A 14,428-nucleotide genomic window follows, 5' to 3' on the forward strand; every position below is an offset into this window, starting at 1 on the left:
GATCACTCGGGGTCGAGCGCGCGGACCCAGTCTCCGTGGCCGTGGGCCGTGGCCAGCGGCCGGCCGTTGACGGCGACGACGAAGATGCCCTTGTGGCGCCGGATCGACTCGGGGACCTGCTCGGCGACGTCCGGCAGGAGGGTCACCCCCTCCACCGAGATCCACACGCAGCCCAGCCGGGCGACCCGGCGGACGAACTCCGCGCGTGCCGGCGGCTCGAGGTAGCCGAGCACCGCCGTGTGGAACACTACTGGCGTAGAGCCCTGGGGGCACGCGGCCACGGCGTCCGAGACCCTCTCCACGAGGTCGCCGGCGAGGATCCGAGGAGGATCGGCGGCGGCGATGTCGAGCGCGGCGTCCAGGCGCGGCACGCGCTCGGCCTGCTGTCCGGGCCAGATCAGGCTGCGCAGCCAGGCCCGCGACTCGGCGTCCGCCGGGTCGATCGGGGACAGATCCACGCCACCGCGATGGACCACCTCCGGCAGGGTGCGCGGCGTCGGCACGCCGTCGCGGAGGGCGCAGTCCAGGACCGGGGTGCGGTCGTCGGCGCCGTCGGGTCGCAGTTCGCGGGTCACTCCTCCGTCGAGCGTGTACCGATAGGCGTACCTGTCCGGATAGAGACACAGACCGGCGGAGGCGCCCATCTCGACCAGCGAGAGCGGTTTGGGCAGCAGGGACAGGAACGGCAGGAGCACCGCGCACCGCTTGGCCTCGTTGGTCTGCGTGGCGTGGGAGAGCGCGATGCGCTCGATCTCGGGCCAGTGGGCGTGGACGAAGTCGCGGAACCGGGCGTAGTCCTCCGTCTCGGGTGCGCCGGCGTGCCGGGCGGAGGCGAAGACCAGTGCGGGTTGCCGCTTGATCCGGGGCAGGCTCCCGATGAGCGCGCACGTCTCCGGGTCCAGGGAGACGCCGCGGGCCCAGGCCAGGTAGACGGGGGTCCGGCCGCGGACCTCGAACTCGGCGAAGTCGGCGTAGCGGGTGGGGACGTCGTCGACATGCGCGGAGTCCATGAGCCAAGGGTGGCACATCGAAAGGACGCGATACGGCGGAAGTGGTGGCGGGAGTCCCGGGGACCGGGTATGTTTGGTGATATATCAACCAAGTGGCGCGCCGACGACCCCAGGAGACACCCATGGCAGACACCGATTTCATCGCGGCCAAGAACGCGTCGACGGACGGCGAGTTCGTCCGGGACGCCACCTACATCAACGACCGTGTGGTGGCGGAGCTCCCGGCGGGCTCGGACCCGGTGGGCGGGACGATCGGCGAGATGCGCTGGCCCGTCGAGGCCGGCCGCTACCGTCTCATGGCCGCCCGCGCCTGCCCGTGGGCCAGCCGCACGATCATCGTCCGCCGCCTCATGGGCCTTGAGGACGCCATCTCGATGGGCCTGGCCGGCCCGACCCACGACATCAACTCCTGGACCTTCGACCTCGATCCGGACGGCCGCGACCCGGTCACCGGCCTGCAGCGCCTCCAGGAGGCCTACTTCAACCGGATCCCCGACTACCCGAGGGGCATCACGGTCCCCGCGCTCGTGGACCTGCCCACGAGGTCGGTCGTGACCAACGCCTACCAGAAGCTCAACTTCGACCTGCTGACCGAGTGGTCCGCCTTCCACCGCGACGGCGCGCCGGACCTGTACCCGGACGAGCACCGCGCCGAGATCGACGAGCTGGACTCGTGGATCTACCCCACGGTCAACAACGGGGTGTACCGCTGTGGGTTCGCCGCCGACCAGGGCGCCTACGAGAAGGCCTACGACGAGCTGTGGGCGTCGCTGGACAGGCTGGAGGAGCGGCTGACCACCCGTCGCTACCTCGTCGGCGACACGATCACCGCCGCGGACATCCGCCTGTTCACCACGCTCGTGCGGTTCGACCCCGTGTACCACGGCCACTTCAAGGCCAACCGCAGCAAGATCACCGAGATGCCCGCGCTGTGGGGTTACCTGCGCGACCTGTTCCAGACGCCCGGCTTCGGGGACACCTGCGACTTCCCGCAGATCAAGGAGCACTACTACGCCGTCCACCGGGACGTCAACCCGACCGGGGTCGTGCCCAAGGGCCCGGCGATGGGCAACCTCCTCTCCCCGCATCACCGCGAGGAACTGGGAGGCAGGCCGTTCGGTGACGGCACCGCGCCGGGCCCCATCGCCAACCCCGCCGAGCGCGTCCCTGCGGGTCACGGAGCGGACTAGCCCTAGACTGGTTCGTTGTGAACCCGGCCCCCAGCGAACCCGGTCGCTACCGCAACAGCGCCCGACAGTTCGTCATGTTCGGCATCGTCGGCGGTTCCGGGATGATCGTCAACATGATCGTCACGGTCCTGATGAACAAGGCCAACGGCGGCATCCAGAACGCGCAGGACATCCTGTTCCCGATCGGCGGGACTCAGTTCAACTTCCGCTTCACCACCCTGGTCTGGATCGTCGCGTTCCTGGTGGCCAACGTCTACAACTTCATGCTCAACCGGCACTGGACGTTCGGCAAGGGGCACAAGGCACCGTTCTGGCACGAGTTCTGGCCGTTCCTCGTGGTGGGCTCGGTGGCCGCGGCGGCGGGCATCTTCATCAAGCTGGCCTTCACCAACCCCACCTCCCCGCTCTACCTGCCGGAGCCGTGGTGGCACGAGGACGCGGGGGTCCACTCCCGCGAGTACTGGAGTCAGCTTCTGACGATCGTGCTGACGATGCCGATCAACTTCGTCATCAACAAGCTCTGGACGTTCCGCGCGGTCCGGCGCCGCCACCACGCGCGCTCCACCGCGGGCGCGGCGGTCTAGGGGGCCGGGCGTGGAGTCGACGCCGACCCTGCTGCTGGTCCTCGACCTCATCGGCGTGTTCTTCTTCGCCGTGTCGGGGAACCTGCTGGCCGCCCGCAAGGACATCGACATCACCGGCGGTCTCGTGCTGGGGCTGCTCGCGGGCCTGGGCGGGGGGATCATCCGGGACGTCCTGCTCGGGGTGACGCCGCTCGCGCTGTCCGAGCCGATCTACCTGGTCCCGCCGTTCCTCGCCGCCGCCGCGGTCTACCTGCTCGGCAGCCTGGTCCACCGGGTGCGGCTCTTCATCGTCGTCTTCGACGCCGCCGGCCTCGGCCTGTTCTGCACCTTCGGTACCGTCCGCGCGCTCAACCACGGGATGCCGATCGTGTCCGCGCTGCTGCTCGGGGTGACGACGGCCGTCGGCGGCGGCCTGCTGCGCGACGTGGTGGCCAACGAGATCCCGGCGGTGTTCAACGGCTCCGATCTATACGTCATCCCGGCCACCACCGGGGCGGCCCTCACCGCACTGGCGGTGGGCACGGGGCTGTGGGGCCCGGCGGCGTCGATCCTCATCCCCACGTTCGTGTTCGCGTTCAGGATGCTCGCCTGGCGGATGCAGTGGCGGGTCCCGGCTCCCATGCGGGGGTGGACCGTGCGCGGTATCGACGTGCGCCGGCGACGGGAGGACTCCGTCTTCGGCCGACCGGGTAGGGGAGACGACGACGACGAGGGCGGCGGCGGCGACGGCGGCGCCCCGGGTTCGCGCCGGTAGGGTTGGCCGACGTGCAGTATTACCTGAGCCTGCTGGGATTCGCGGCGATCGATTCGGTGAACCTCCTGGCGTTCGCCGTGATCGCGGGGCTGTGGCTCACCTCCGCAGGCCGCGGGGGAGGGTTCACCCCCCGCTCCGCCCGCTTCACCGGCGGTGCGTTCTGCGGGATCATCCTGCTGTCCCTGGTGTCGGTGTGGGTGATCGGCAACAACCAGGAGTTCATCCGAGGCCTGTTCCACAGCCTCTGGGCGATGGTCGTCCTCGGGGCGGTCGGCGCGGTCATCACGGTGATGGGACTGCGCACCCCGGCCGAGGCCAGGGAGGAGAACGTCGAGGCGCCCCTGACGCAGAGCGTGCTGCAGAAGTTCGGCATCGCGGCCACCGGCGTCTCGATGGGCGTGATCCAGTCGGCAACCTCGGCGCCGTTCGCCGCGGGCATGGTGCTCATCTCGTTCGCACAGACGCCCTGGTGGTCGAAGCTGCTGCAGATCCTGTTCTTCGCGATCATCGCCATCCTGCCCAGTGTCGGACTGATCGTCGCGCTGACCCGGGTCGACTCCTCCGGGATCGTCGCCGCGACCCGCAGGATCGACCGGTTCCTCGCCTACGGGAAGGTGGCCGGGCGGGTGCTCACCCTCGTGGTGGGGGTGGCGCTCGTCGTCCTGGCGGCCGTGCGGATCGCGCAGCTCACCGGGGTGATGTCGTAGCGCGCACCTAGGGTGACGGCGTCCACCGGGGACCGGGTGGACGGACGGACTCGAGGGGGAGAGATGGCGGAGAACCAGCCGGATCGGCTCGGCGGCGCGGTGCTGTGCGAGGACGGGGTGAGGCGACCGCCCTGGGCGGCGCGGGACCCGCTGCTGAGGGAGTACTACGACACGGAATGGGGGATGCCGGTCCGCGAGGAGTCCGGGATCTTCGAGAGGCTGGCGCTGGAGGGTTTCCAGTCGGGCCTGAGCTGGCTGACGATCCTGCGGAAGCGCCCGGCGTTCCGCGAGGCGTTCTCCGGCTTCTCCCCGGACGCGGTCGCGGGTTTCGGCGACACGGACGTCGACCGGCTCATGGCCGACGCCCGCATCGTGCGCAACCGGCGCAAGATCGACGCGACCATCGCCAACGCCCGCGCGACCGTGGCGCTGCGGGACGAGGGCGGGCTCGCGGAGTTGGTCTGGTCCTATCGGCCCGAGCGGACCCCGGAGCCGCGGACCATGGACGAGGTGCCGAGCCGTTCCCCGGAGTCGGAGGCGCTGGCCGCGGACCTCAAGCGTCGAGGTTTCGGCTTTGTCGGGCCCGTGACCGTGTTCGCCCTGATGGAGGCCATCGGGGTGGTGGACACGCACCTGATGGACTCGCATCGACGCGGGAGTTCGGGGCTCTGGACGCGGGAGGGGGTGAGCTGATCGCCCCGCCCCGGCCCCAGCCCCGGACCCGCCCCGACTCAGGCCGGCGGGCGCGGCAGCGCGGGGAGCCCGGGGCGCGGCGGGAGGGCGGGGGACGGAGCGGCCAGCGCCCCCGCCCCCGGGACCTGCCCGGGGGACGGCACGCTCAGGCACCCCGGGATCCCGCGCAGGGTCGCCACCCGGGCGAGCGACCGGTCCAGGTCCGCCCTGCTCAGAGCGCCGTCGGCGAGGGCGCGCTCGACGGCGTCGAGGGCCTGGGGGATGCCGGCGGTGGTGATCCACAGCGGCGAGTCCGCCCCGGCGATGAGCGACTCCGCCACCGCCTGCGGCAGGGGGAAGTTGTCGGTCACCGCGCGCATCCCGGACAGGTCGTCGGTGAAGATCACCCCGGTGAACGGAGGGGCGCCGTATCCGCGTCCCTCACGCAGCAGGCGGTACGCGGCGGGGGACAGGGACGCGGGCCGGTCGACCCCGGTGAGGCCGGGCACCTGCTGGTGCCCCAGCATCATCCCGGCGCCGGGGGTCAGGGCGAGTTCGGCGAACGGCCTCAGGTCGTGCGGAACCAGTTGGTCGAGCGGGGGAACCGTCACCGACTGGTGGTGGCTGTCACCGGACGAGCGGCCGTGGCCGGGGAAGTGCTTGAAGACGGGGGTCACCCCGGCGTCCAGCAGCCCGGAGGCGAACGCGCGGGCGTAGCTGGCGACGCGGACGGGGTCGGGGGAGAAGGAGCGGTCGCCGATCACCGCCCCGTCGGGCTGGTCGGACACGTCGACGGACGGGGCGAAGTCCACGGTCACGCCCATCCCGCGGAGGAACTCCCCGCGGGTTCGTGCGGCCGAGCGGACCTCGTCGGGGCTCATGGTGGCGGCCATGACGCGGGCGGACGGGAGGGGCCCCGCGAAGGGCGAGATGCGGGACACGCGCCCGCCCTCCTCGTCGATCGCCACGAGCAAGGGCAGGGGGGAGTCCTCCTTCAGGCGCGACAGTCCGTCGCCGGAGACCGCCTCGCCCACCACGGCGCCGCCGAGGAAGATCCCGCCGATCCTGAACTCCTCGACCGCACGTCGGGCGTCGGCCATCGAGGCCACCCCGACGGTGAACAACTGCGCGATCCGCTCTCGCTGGGTGAGGGAGTCCAGCGGCGACTCGCACGGTAGCGCCGGGGCGGCCGGGGCCTCGGGGGCCGCGGGGGCGGCGGCCTCCGTGGCGTCTCCCCCGTCGTCGACACCGCACCCCGCCAGCACGAGCACGGCGGCCAGGACGGAGACCGTCAGGCGGCGCCGGAGGGGAGGGGACACGGGGTCAAATGTAGCCCGGCGCATCGCGGAGACCGCGGACGGAGTTCGCCGACCGTTCACCCGCTCGGGGCGATCCCACCCGGGAGTACCGTCTCAGCCATGATCGACCGTGTGCTCCCGTCTCGCCTGCGCCGACCCGTGATCGGGGCACCGATGGCCGGCGGACCCACGACCCCGGCGCTCATCGCCGCGGTCGGCGAGGCGGGCGGAATGGGGATGATCGGCTCGGGGTACCTCGACGCCGACGCCACCCGCGAGGAGATCGCCCGGGTCCGCGCGGTCACCGGGGCGCCCTTCGGGGTGAACGTCTTCCTCCTGGATCCCGCGGATTCCGCGGCGGCGCTCGCCGCGGCGGGCGGGGTGGCCGCCCTCGATCGCTACTCCGCCGCGATCGCCCCGGTCGCCGACAGGCTCGGGATCGCGTTGGCAGAGGCTCCGGCGTTCACGGACTTCGACCAGGCCGCGACCCTCGCCGCGCTGGTCCAGGACCCGGTCCCGGTGGTGTCGTTCACCTTCGGGATCCCCGGGGCAGGGGTGGTCCGGGCGCTGCAGGAGGTGGGGTCGGCGGTGGTCGTCACCGTGGCCGGGGTGGGGGATGCCCGCCGGGCGATGGAGGCGGGGGCCGACTGGCTCTCGGTGCAGAGCGCCGAGGCCGGCGGGCACCGCTCGACCACCACGGTCGCCGAGCGGCCCGACGAGATCGGCACCGTGGAGCTCGTCCGGGCGGTCCGGGCGGCGCTGCCGGACGCGCAGTTCGTGGCCGCCGGCGGGATCAGCACCCCGGCCGATGTCGCCGCGGTCCTCGCCGCGGGGGCGGACGGGATCCAGCTCGGCACGGTCCTGCTCCGGACCCCCGAGGCCGGAACGAGCGCCCTGCACCGGGCGGCGCTCGCCGATCCCCGCTTCACCGAGTCGCGGCCGACGAGGTGCTACACCGGCCGCTACGCGCGCGCCCTGGTCAACGGGTTCGTCGCGGAGTTCGACCCTCTCGCGCCGCCGGCCTACCCCCACCTGCACATTCTCACCGGGCCGATGCGTGGGGCCGCCTCGCGGGCGGGTGACGTGGAGGTCCCGCCGCTGTGGGCCGGATCGGGGTGGCGCGAGTCGGACGCGTACGCGGGGCGCCCGGCAGGGGAGATCGTGGCCGAGCTGTGGGACCGCGGCAGCCGATCCGCTACCCGGGCGCGCCCGTCGCTACCCGGATCCGGGTAGCGGAGTCCCGGACGCGGTAGCGGATTCGGGCGGGGTCGGGCGGTCGGGCGGGGTCGGGCGGACGGGCGGGGTCAGGCGGGGTCAGGCGGGGTCAGGCGGACGCGCGGCGCTCGGCCTCCGCCGCGATGTCCGCCAGGTCCCGCTCCATGGTCTTGCGGGTCGACCTCTCGGCCACGCCACCCATCAGCGCCATGACGACGCGCGAGATCGCCGGCGCGTGGGCGGTCTCGGCGCCGAAGTGCATCCGTAGCGTCGACCCGGGGCCGTCGGCGTCCGGGGTCACGGTGAAGACGGTCCGGTACTCGGTCCCGCCGTTCTCGGCGACGATCGTGGTGGAGTGCGGCGGCTCGGCGGCCAGCACCATCATCTCCTCGGTCGCCTTCATCCCGAACATCTTCCGCGTCTCGCGCCAGCGCAGTCCGGGCAGGTAAGGGCCGGGAGTGAGGATCTCGACCGCGAGGACGCCGCCCAGGGTGAGGGGCGCGGCGGGGATGTCGGTCAGGACCGACCACACGGTGTCCGGGTCGGCGCCGACGTGCCGGGAGAGCTCGAGCTGCATGACACGAGGGTACCGGCACGCGGCGCGGGTCACGCGCGTCCGTGGACCCGCCCGCAGACGCGGACACCGGCCCCCGCGAAGGCGGAGGCCGGTGTCGATGCGCACCCGGGTCGACCGGAGTCGAGACCGGGCGGTGCGCCGTGAGGCGCGTCGGCTCAGACGTTGGAGCTGATGCCGCTGATCAGGCTGGAGAGGATGCTGATGATCTGGGCCGGCAGGGCCTGGAACACGTCGCCCGCAGCCGAGCCCGCGCCGAGCGCGGCGGTGCCGGCGGTCGAGCCGAGGTCGATGAGGGCGTTGGTGGCGTTGACGGAGCCAAGAGCGATGTCGGTGATGGAACCCATGAGGGGACCCCTTTCGTTGCGGGCGGCGCCGGGGTGCGCCGCCTCTCGTATGGCAGTCCGTGATGGACTCGTGATGTACATCCCGGACTGGACACCCGACGTTACGGCGGGGATCCGACACGGGCACCCCCGAGCGGGCAGGACCGGGGGCGGATCACCGGGGGGCGGGCTTATCTCCCCAGGTGGGCGGCGCGGGCACTTCTCAGCTGTGAAGACGCTCACCCTCGGGTGCCGGGTGCGCTCCACCGCGCCCCGGCGCTCGGGGACAATGGACGCCATGAGCGCCCTCCGTGACCGTGCAGCCGAACCGACCCCCCTGCCCGCGGGCTTCCGGGCCCACGCGGGGGCCGCGGGCCTCCGGGACTCGGGCGACGACCTCTTTGTCGTCGTCAACGACGGTCCCTCCCCGGCCTCGTCCGCGGTGTTCACCCGGTCCCTCTTCGCCGGGCCGTCGGTCGTGCTCAGCCGCGCCAACGCGGCGTCCGGGCGGGCGCGCGGCGTGGTGGTGGTGGCGAAGAACGCCAACGTCGCCACCGGCGAGCAGGGACTGGCCGACGCCCGCGAGGTGCTCGAGCGCGCGGCCGGGGCCGTGGGCGCGGCGCCGCAGGACATGCTCATCGCGTCCACCGGCGTGATCGGTCGGCGCTACCCCATGCCGGTGCTGCGCGCGCACCTCGACGGGTTGGCGGGCGCCCGGTTCGACGCCGACGCGGTCGCGCTGGCGGCGGCGATGATGACCACGGACACCCACCCCAAGACCGCCCAGGTGGAGGTGACGACGACGACGGGGGGCACCGCCCGGGTCGTGGGCATGGCCAAGGGGGTCGGGATGATCGAACCGGACATGGCCACGATGATCGCCGTGCTGCTCACCGACGCCGCCGTGGAGCCGGAGGTGCTGGACGCGGCGTTCAGGGCCGCGGTGGACCGGACCTTCAACTGCCTCTCCGTCGACACGGACACCTCGACCTCGGACACCGCGATCGCGCTGGCCAGCGGGTCGGGCGACCCGGTCGGTGAGGTCGAACTCCGCGAGGCGTTGGAGGCGGTCTGCCTGGACCTGACCCGCCAGCTCGCGCGCGACGGCGAGGGCGCGACCAAGCTCCTCAGCGTCGAGGTGACCGGGGCGCGCGACCGGGCGCAGGCCAAGCGGGTGGCCAAGGCGATCCTCAACTCCCCACTGGTCAAGACCGCCGTGCACGGCGCCGATCCCAACTGGGGCCGGGTGGCCATGGCGATCGGCAAGTGCCACGAGGACACCGACATCGACCCGGAGCGGGTGCGGATCGTCTTCGGCGACCTCGAGACCTACCCCGCGTTCCCGGGCGAGGCCGAGCTCGAGCGGCTCACCGAGATCATGCGGGCGGAGGAGGTCACCATCGCGGTGGACCTCGGCGTGGAGGGCGGTGCCGCCGACGGGGCCTGCACGGTCTACGGCTGCGACCTCTCGCGCGAGTACATCTCGATCAACGCGGATTACACGACGTGAGCGCGGCCGACCCGGCGGCCGATCTCGAGGCGATCCGCGCGGTCTTCGCCCGCCGCCTGCACGTGATGGACACCAGGCGGTGGGACGCCTACGGGCCGTGCCACACCGAGGACGTGGTCAGCGAGTCCTGGGCGGGCGTCGGCGGCCCGGCCGAGGTGCGTGGCCGGGAGGCGCTCACCGCCGCGATCCGCGAGACGCTCGACGGCGCGAACCCGGTGACGAGCGTCCACCACGGACACACCCCGTTGCTGGAGCTGACGGGCCCGGACCCGACCACCGGCGAGCCCACCGCCACCGGGATCTGGGCGATGGAGGACCGACTGTGGTGGACGGTCGACGGCCGCGAGAGGTGGCTCCACGGCTGGGGGCACTACCACGAGCGCTACCGCCGGGTGGACGGTCGGTGGCTGATCTCGTACCGGCGCCTCGAGCGCATCCGGGTGGACACCGGCCGGACCTAGCCCGCCGGGTTGGGGCTGCGGCGGGCCATGGTCAGGAGGGTGTCGCGGGTCCGGTGCCACACCTGCCCGGAGATATCGCCCCACGGGTCGTGGCCGCCGGGGACCAGGGAGACGCGCGCCGGGTCGCCGGCCCGGCGCGCGGCGCGGACGTAGGCCTCGGACTGCTCGGGAAGCACCACCGTGTCGTCGCGGCCGTGGATGCACACCACCGGGACGCCGGTGGGCAGGTGCGAGACGGGGGAGGCGTCGAGGTAGCGCTGGCGGCGCGTGTCGGGGCGTCCGCCGAGGAGGTCCGCCACGTAGCGGTCCCCCGCGCGCTCGGCCATGATCAGGTCGGCGACCCCGGCCAGGGACACGCACCCGGACACGGGGACCACCGGGCGGGCGCCCGGCTGCGAGGACGGTAGCCGCGCGCGGCCGGCGACCCACAGGGCCAGGTGGCCGCCGGCGGAGTGCCCGGCCACCACCACCCGCCGCAGGTCGAGTCGACCCCCGAGCTGTGCGGAGACCTCGGCGAGGTGGTCGACGGCCGCGCAGACGTCCGCGACGGTGGTGGGCCAGCCGCCGCCGGAGTCGACCCTGCGGTACTCGACGTTCCACACCGCCACGTCGAACGAGGCGAGGTCGCGCGCCTGGTTCTCCATGTAGGTCAGGCCGAGCGAGTCCCTCCACCCGCCGCCGTGGATCAGCACCACCACCGGCAGGGCCGGGTTGGCGGAGTCGGGCACGTACAGGTCGCCGAAGGTCTGCCCGTCGGTGTCGCCCGGCTCGTCGTAGAAGAGCCGGCGGGGTTCACGCACCCGGACCGCGCCCTCCGGCGGGACGTACGGTCGCGGTGCGACCGACTCCTCGTCCTGGCCCGCGTGGGGGGTGGTCCCGTCGTGGCCGCGACCCAGTACCGAGGTCAGCGCCCAGCCGGCCGCGCCACCGACTCCCGCGGAGAGCCCGACGAGGACCGAGCGGCGGGTGAGGTCGGAACGGGGACGGGCCGCGCGACGGCTGGGCATGCGGCGGCTCACCTCCTCCGGGGGCTGCCGACTGCGGGCTCAGGCCTTCCCGGCCACGACGTCGGTCTCGGCGCCATCGTAGAACGGGATGTAGCCCTTCTCCGAGGACAACACGTAGAGCGGGTCGTCGAACGTCGACGTGTCGAACGCCTGCTCCCTCAGTTCGGTCTTGCGACTCTTGTAGGTGGAGGTCTGCTCGAGCTCCTTGGACAGCCGGATGAACAGCGGGACCGCGTAGGACGGCAGCGACCGCCGGAGGTGCTCCGCGAGCGCCTGCCCGTCGAAGTCGGAGCGGTCGTGCAGCCGCACGGCGGCCATGCCGGCCTTGCCGTCGGCCCCCGGCACCGGGACGCCGTAGACCACGGCCTGGTCGACCTCGGGGCGCGCGGCGACCGCGGACTCGACCTCGGTGGTGGCGACGTTCTCCCCCTTCCACCGGAAGGTGTCGCCGAGCCGGTCGACAAAGGAGGCGTGCTTGAGGCCCTGGTCCAGCATGAGGTCGCCCGAGACGAACCAGGCGTCGCCGTCGGTGAAGGCGTCGCGGATGATCTTCTTCTCCGTGGCCTCGGGGTCGGTGTAGCCGTCGAACGGCTGGGAGTCGGAGATGCCGCTGATGAGCAGGCCGATCTTGCCCTTGCCCACCTTGGTCAGCCGCCCGTTCCGGCCGCGTCGGGGCTCGCCGGTGTCGGGGTCGTAGTCGACGATCGCGAAGTCCATGGGGCAGTACCCGGTGGTCTTGGGGACGTTGAAGGCGTTGACGAACGCGATGTTGCATTCGCTGGCGGCGTAGAACTCGCAGATCCGGTCGAGGCCGAAGCGCTGCTGGAACTCGGTCCAGATCTCCGGGCGGAGTCCGTTGCCCGTCATCACGCGGACGGAGTGGTCGCGGTCGCCCGGGGTGGGATCCTGGTTGAGCAGGTAGCGGCAGATCTCGCCGATGTAGACGGCGGCGGTCGCGCCCGCCGCGCGGGCCTGGTCCCAGAACCTCGAGGCCGAGAAGTGCTCCTCGATCGCCAGGCACGCGCCGGAGGCCAGCACGCAGCCGAGGCCGACCGTGAGCGCGTTGTTGTGGTACATCGGCAGCGGGCAGAGCAGGACGTCGTCCTTCTTCAGCCGCACCCCGGACAGCCCGAACCCGGCCAGCGCCCGGTTCCAGCGGTAGTGGGTCATGGTCGAGGCCTTGGGCAGTCCCGTGGTGCCCGAGGTGAACACGTAGTAGGCGGTCTCGCTGCCGAGGGTCTGCTCGGCCTCCGGCGGGTTGGTGGCGCCGGCGTCCTCCCCGAGGGCGGCCAACTCGTCCTCGAGCCACGTCAGGTCCGACAGCTCGTCGGGGCGGTGGCCGGCGGTGAAGTCGCGGAACGGCAGGTCGAGGTCGGACCCCACGGCGATCAGCTCGCCGACCCAGTTCTCGCGGGGGATCGTTCCGGCGGCCTCGGCGCACTCGGCGCCGATGAGGACGACCGTGGAGCCGAGGATCTTCTGGGAGTGATCCAGCACCTCGCCGCGCTGGTGGTGGTTGAGCAGGCCCACCGAGGCGCCGACCTTGACCGCCCCCAGGATCGCCAGCATGACCTCGGTGCGGTTGACCATGCAGATGCCCACGGTGTCCCCGCGCTGCACCCCGCGTGCTTTGAGGATCTCGGCGACGCGGTTGGCGCGGCGGTTGGCCTCCCCGTAGGTGACCTCCGTGCCGAGGAAGCGCAGGAACGGGGCGTCGGGCTGCGCGGCCGCCAGTTCCTGGAACTTGCTGCCGATGGACACCGGGTCGCTGCTGCGGGAGGTCCGGACGATCCGCAGGCCGTTGAGGACCGTGGGCAGGTCGGCCACCAGGGAGGGCAGCCCCCTGGCCAGGTCGAGCGGGCCGAGCGTGCGGGCGCCCTGCGATGCGGGGCGGGTCGAGACTGGGGTCTTCGCGGTCACGGCTTCTCCTCGTTCGGGGTGGGGAGTGACTTGGCGGGATCGCCTGCGAGGCCGCGCCAGGCGAGGTCGACGACGACGCCGGCGGCCACCGACTTGGGGATGGACCGGTGCGCGACGCGGTCGGCGACGGCCTCACCGGCCCCGACGAGGGCGGTGGCGACCACCTCGAGCACGTCCCGGCTGCGCCCGTCCACCGAGTTCTGCGCGAGCAGGTCGGTGGTGAGGTCCACGAGGACCGTGCGGGTCCTCTCCACCTCCTCGCTGAACGCGGGTTCGGCGACGGCCTGGCGGTACACCACGTTCCATGAGTCGGCGTGGGAGTCCACGTAGTCGAGGAACGCCTCCACCACGCTCTCCAGCCTGTTCCGCGCGCCGGTGCTGGCCGCGGTGGCGGAGGTGAGGTGGTCGATGAGGCGGCCGGACTCCCGGACCACGCACGCGGAGAACAGTTCCTCCTTGGAGCCGTAGTAGAGGTACAGCATCGGCTTGGAGATGTTGGCGTGGCGGGCGATGGTGTCCATCGAGGCCGACCGGTAGCCGAGGTCGGAGAACACGGCGATCGCGGAGTCCAGCATCTGCTGTTCGCGGATGGCGCGTGGGATGCGCTTGGTCCCCGTCGACACAGGGCCTCCTCCCGGCGGGGTCGTGGTGCGGTGACGTGTGGTGTGGTGTGCCACACCAACTTACCCGCCGGTAAGGACTTGTGGGAGACACTCCGCACGAACCGGGCGGTGCCGGTGCTACTCTTCTCGCGTCGGTGTGCCCCACGGCACTGCCGGATCGTCCCCATACTCGTTAACCCGCAGGGAGAACTCGATGAGCTTCGGTACCGGAGCGCTCGCCAGCGCAGTCGGCGGAATCGTCCTCGGCGGCATCGTCGCGTTCGGCGCGAACACCGCGATGGCGGAGAACACGATCCCCGAGGTCGCGCAGCCGCCCGCCGACCAGGCCCTCCTCGGCCAGGTCGAGTACGGCGCCCGCTAGTCCTGCTGCTCCTCCGTCGGCAGAGGTGACCCGCGGGATCCGCCTCGGTGCCGGCGCGCGCGACGCGCTCGTCGCGTTTCTCTCGTTCCTGCTCCTGGCCTGCCTGCAGTCCCCGGGGCTCATCGCGCCCGACACCAAGTACGACCTCGTGGTGGACCCCGGCCGGTTCCTCTCGCAGGCCACCCACCTGTGGACCGGCCTGTCCTTCGGCGGTCA

The 14,428-nt window shown here is 72.4% G+C and carries 17 protein-coding genes; 10 read left to right on the forward strand and 7 right to left on the reverse strand.

Translation table 11 applies throughout. The annotated features are described in order from the left end of the window. Positions 1-2: 2 nt before the first annotated feature. On the reverse strand, positions 3-1,010 hold the full coding sequence (locus tag B4M60_RS11670; protein ID WP_291084004.1) for a DUF2332 domain-containing protein: 1,008 nt from the start codon (positions 1,008-1,010) through the stop codon (positions 3-5). Positions 1,011-1,132: 122 nt separating this feature from the next. Here B4M60_RS11670 and B4M60_RS11675 point away from each other — a divergent pair, with 122 nt between their 5' ends. The 5 genes from B4M60_RS11675 to B4M60_RS11695 all read left to right on the forward strand — a co-directional run bounded on the left by B4M60_RS11675 (position 1,133) and on the right by B4M60_RS11695 (position 4,938). After that, positions 1,133-2,200 (forward strand): glutathione S-transferase family protein, encoded by a 1,068-nt coding sequence (locus B4M60_RS11675; RefSeq protein WP_291084007.1) that lies wholly within the window; start codon positions 1,133-1,135, stop codon positions 2,198-2,200. A 17-nt stretch (positions 2,201-2,217) separates the two neighbouring features. Then, complete coding sequence (locus B4M60_RS11680) at positions 2,218-2,784, forward strand: GtrA family protein (RefSeq protein WP_291084010.1); 567 nt, start codon at positions 2,218-2,220, stop codon at positions 2,782-2,784. A gap of 10 nt (positions 2,785-2,794) precedes the next feature. Beyond that, positions 2,795-3,538, forward strand: a complete 744-nt coding sequence (locus B4M60_RS11685) for a trimeric intracellular cation channel family protein (RefSeq protein WP_291084013.1) — start codon at positions 2,795-2,797, stop codon at positions 3,536-3,538. An 11-nt stretch (positions 3,539-3,549) separates the two neighbouring features. Next, positions 3,550-4,245, forward strand: a complete 696-nt coding sequence (locus B4M60_RS11690; protein WP_291084016.1) for a hypothetical protein — start codon at positions 3,550-3,552, stop codon at positions 4,243-4,245. A gap of 63 nt (positions 4,246-4,308) precedes the next feature. Next, positions 4,309-4,938 carry a DNA-3-methyladenine glycosylase I gene (locus B4M60_RS11695; protein ID WP_291084019.1) on the forward strand — a complete coding sequence of 210 codons (630 nt, stop codon included), beginning with the start codon at positions 4,309-4,311 and terminating at the stop codon, positions 4,936-4,938. Between the two features lie 38 nt (positions 4,939-4,976). Here B4M60_RS11695 and B4M60_RS11700 read toward each other — a convergent pair whose 3' ends face one another. Next, positions 4,977-6,236: a glycoside hydrolase family 3 N-terminal domain-containing protein gene (locus tag B4M60_RS11700; protein WP_291084022.1), complete on the reverse strand. Its 1,260-nt coding sequence runs from the start codon at positions 6,234-6,236 to the stop codon at positions 4,977-4,979. 99 nt (positions 6,237-6,335) lie between these two features. On the opposite strand from B4M60_RS11700, the gene B4M60_RS11705 reads away from it, so the two are divergent. Next, a complete protein-coding gene (locus B4M60_RS11705) occupies positions 6,336-7,448 on the forward strand; it encodes an NAD(P)H-dependent flavin oxidoreductase (RefSeq protein ID WP_291084025.1) in 1,113 nt (370 codons plus the stop codon). Positions 7,449-7,539: 91 nt separating this feature from the next. Here B4M60_RS11705 and B4M60_RS11710 read toward each other — a convergent pair whose 3' ends face one another. Continuing rightward, on the reverse strand, positions 7,540-8,007 hold the full coding sequence (locus B4M60_RS11710) for an SRPBCC family protein (protein ID WP_291084028.1): 468 nt from the start codon (positions 8,005-8,007) through the stop codon (positions 7,540-7,542). Positions 8,008-8,162: 155 nt separating this feature from the next. Beyond that, entirely contained in the window at positions 8,163-8,351 is a 189-nt protein-coding gene (locus B4M60_RS11715; protein ID WP_291084031.1) for a hypothetical protein, read from the reverse strand. Positions 8,352-8,628: 277 nt separating this feature from the next. On the opposite strand from B4M60_RS11715, the gene argJ reads away from it, so the two are divergent. Then, positions 8,629-9,840 carry a bifunctional glutamate N-acetyltransferase/amino-acid acetyltransferase ArgJ gene (gene argJ / locus B4M60_RS11720; RefSeq protein WP_291084034.1) on the forward strand — a complete coding sequence of 404 codons (1,212 nt, stop codon included), beginning with the start codon at positions 8,629-8,631 and terminating at the stop codon, positions 9,838-9,840. Continuing rightward, entirely contained in the window at positions 9,837-10,301 is a 465-nt protein-coding gene (locus tag B4M60_RS11725; protein WP_291084037.1) for a nuclear transport factor 2 family protein, read from the forward strand. The genes argJ and B4M60_RS11725 overlap by 4 nt, the downstream gene beginning before the upstream one ends. Here B4M60_RS11725 and B4M60_RS11730 read toward each other — a convergent pair. The 3 genes from B4M60_RS11730 to B4M60_RS11740 are packed head-to-tail and all read right to left on the reverse strand — an operon-like array spanning position 10,298 to position 13,851. Continuing rightward, entirely contained in the window at positions 10,298-11,308 is a 1,011-nt protein-coding gene (locus B4M60_RS11730) for an alpha/beta hydrolase (RefSeq protein WP_291084040.1), read from the reverse strand. The two genes, B4M60_RS11725 and B4M60_RS11730, sit on opposite strands and share 4 nt — an antisense overlap. A gap of 39 nt (positions 11,309-11,347) precedes the next feature. Then, positions 11,348-13,228, reverse strand: a complete 1,881-nt coding sequence (locus B4M60_RS11735; protein ID WP_291084042.1) for a long-chain-acyl-CoA synthetase — start codon at positions 13,226-13,228, stop codon at positions 11,348-11,350. Further along, positions 13,225-13,851 (reverse strand): TetR/AcrR family transcriptional regulator, encoded by a 627-nt coding sequence (locus B4M60_RS11740; RefSeq protein WP_291084044.1) that lies wholly within the window; start codon positions 13,849-13,851, stop codon positions 13,225-13,227. The genes B4M60_RS11735 and B4M60_RS11740 overlap by 4 nt, the downstream gene beginning before the upstream one ends. 193 nt (positions 13,852-14,044) lie before the next feature. On the opposite strand from B4M60_RS11740, the gene B4M60_RS11745 reads away from it, so the two are divergent. After that, positions 14,045-14,212, forward strand: coding sequence for a DUF2613 domain-containing protein (locus B4M60_RS11745; RefSeq protein WP_291084046.1), 168 nt, complete (start codon positions 14,045-14,047; stop codon positions 14,210-14,212). A gap of 25 nt (positions 14,213-14,237) precedes the next feature. Continuing rightward, on the forward strand, positions 14,238-14,428 hold a 191-nt coding region (locus tag B4M60_RS11750), incomplete at its 3' end, for an alpha-(1->3)-arabinofuranosyltransferase domain-containing protein (RefSeq protein WP_291084048.1).

The organism is Dietzia sp. UBA5065 (assembly GCA_002415925.1).
GTDB lineage: Bacteria > Actinomycetota > Actinomycetes > Mycobacteriales > Mycobacteriaceae > Dietzia.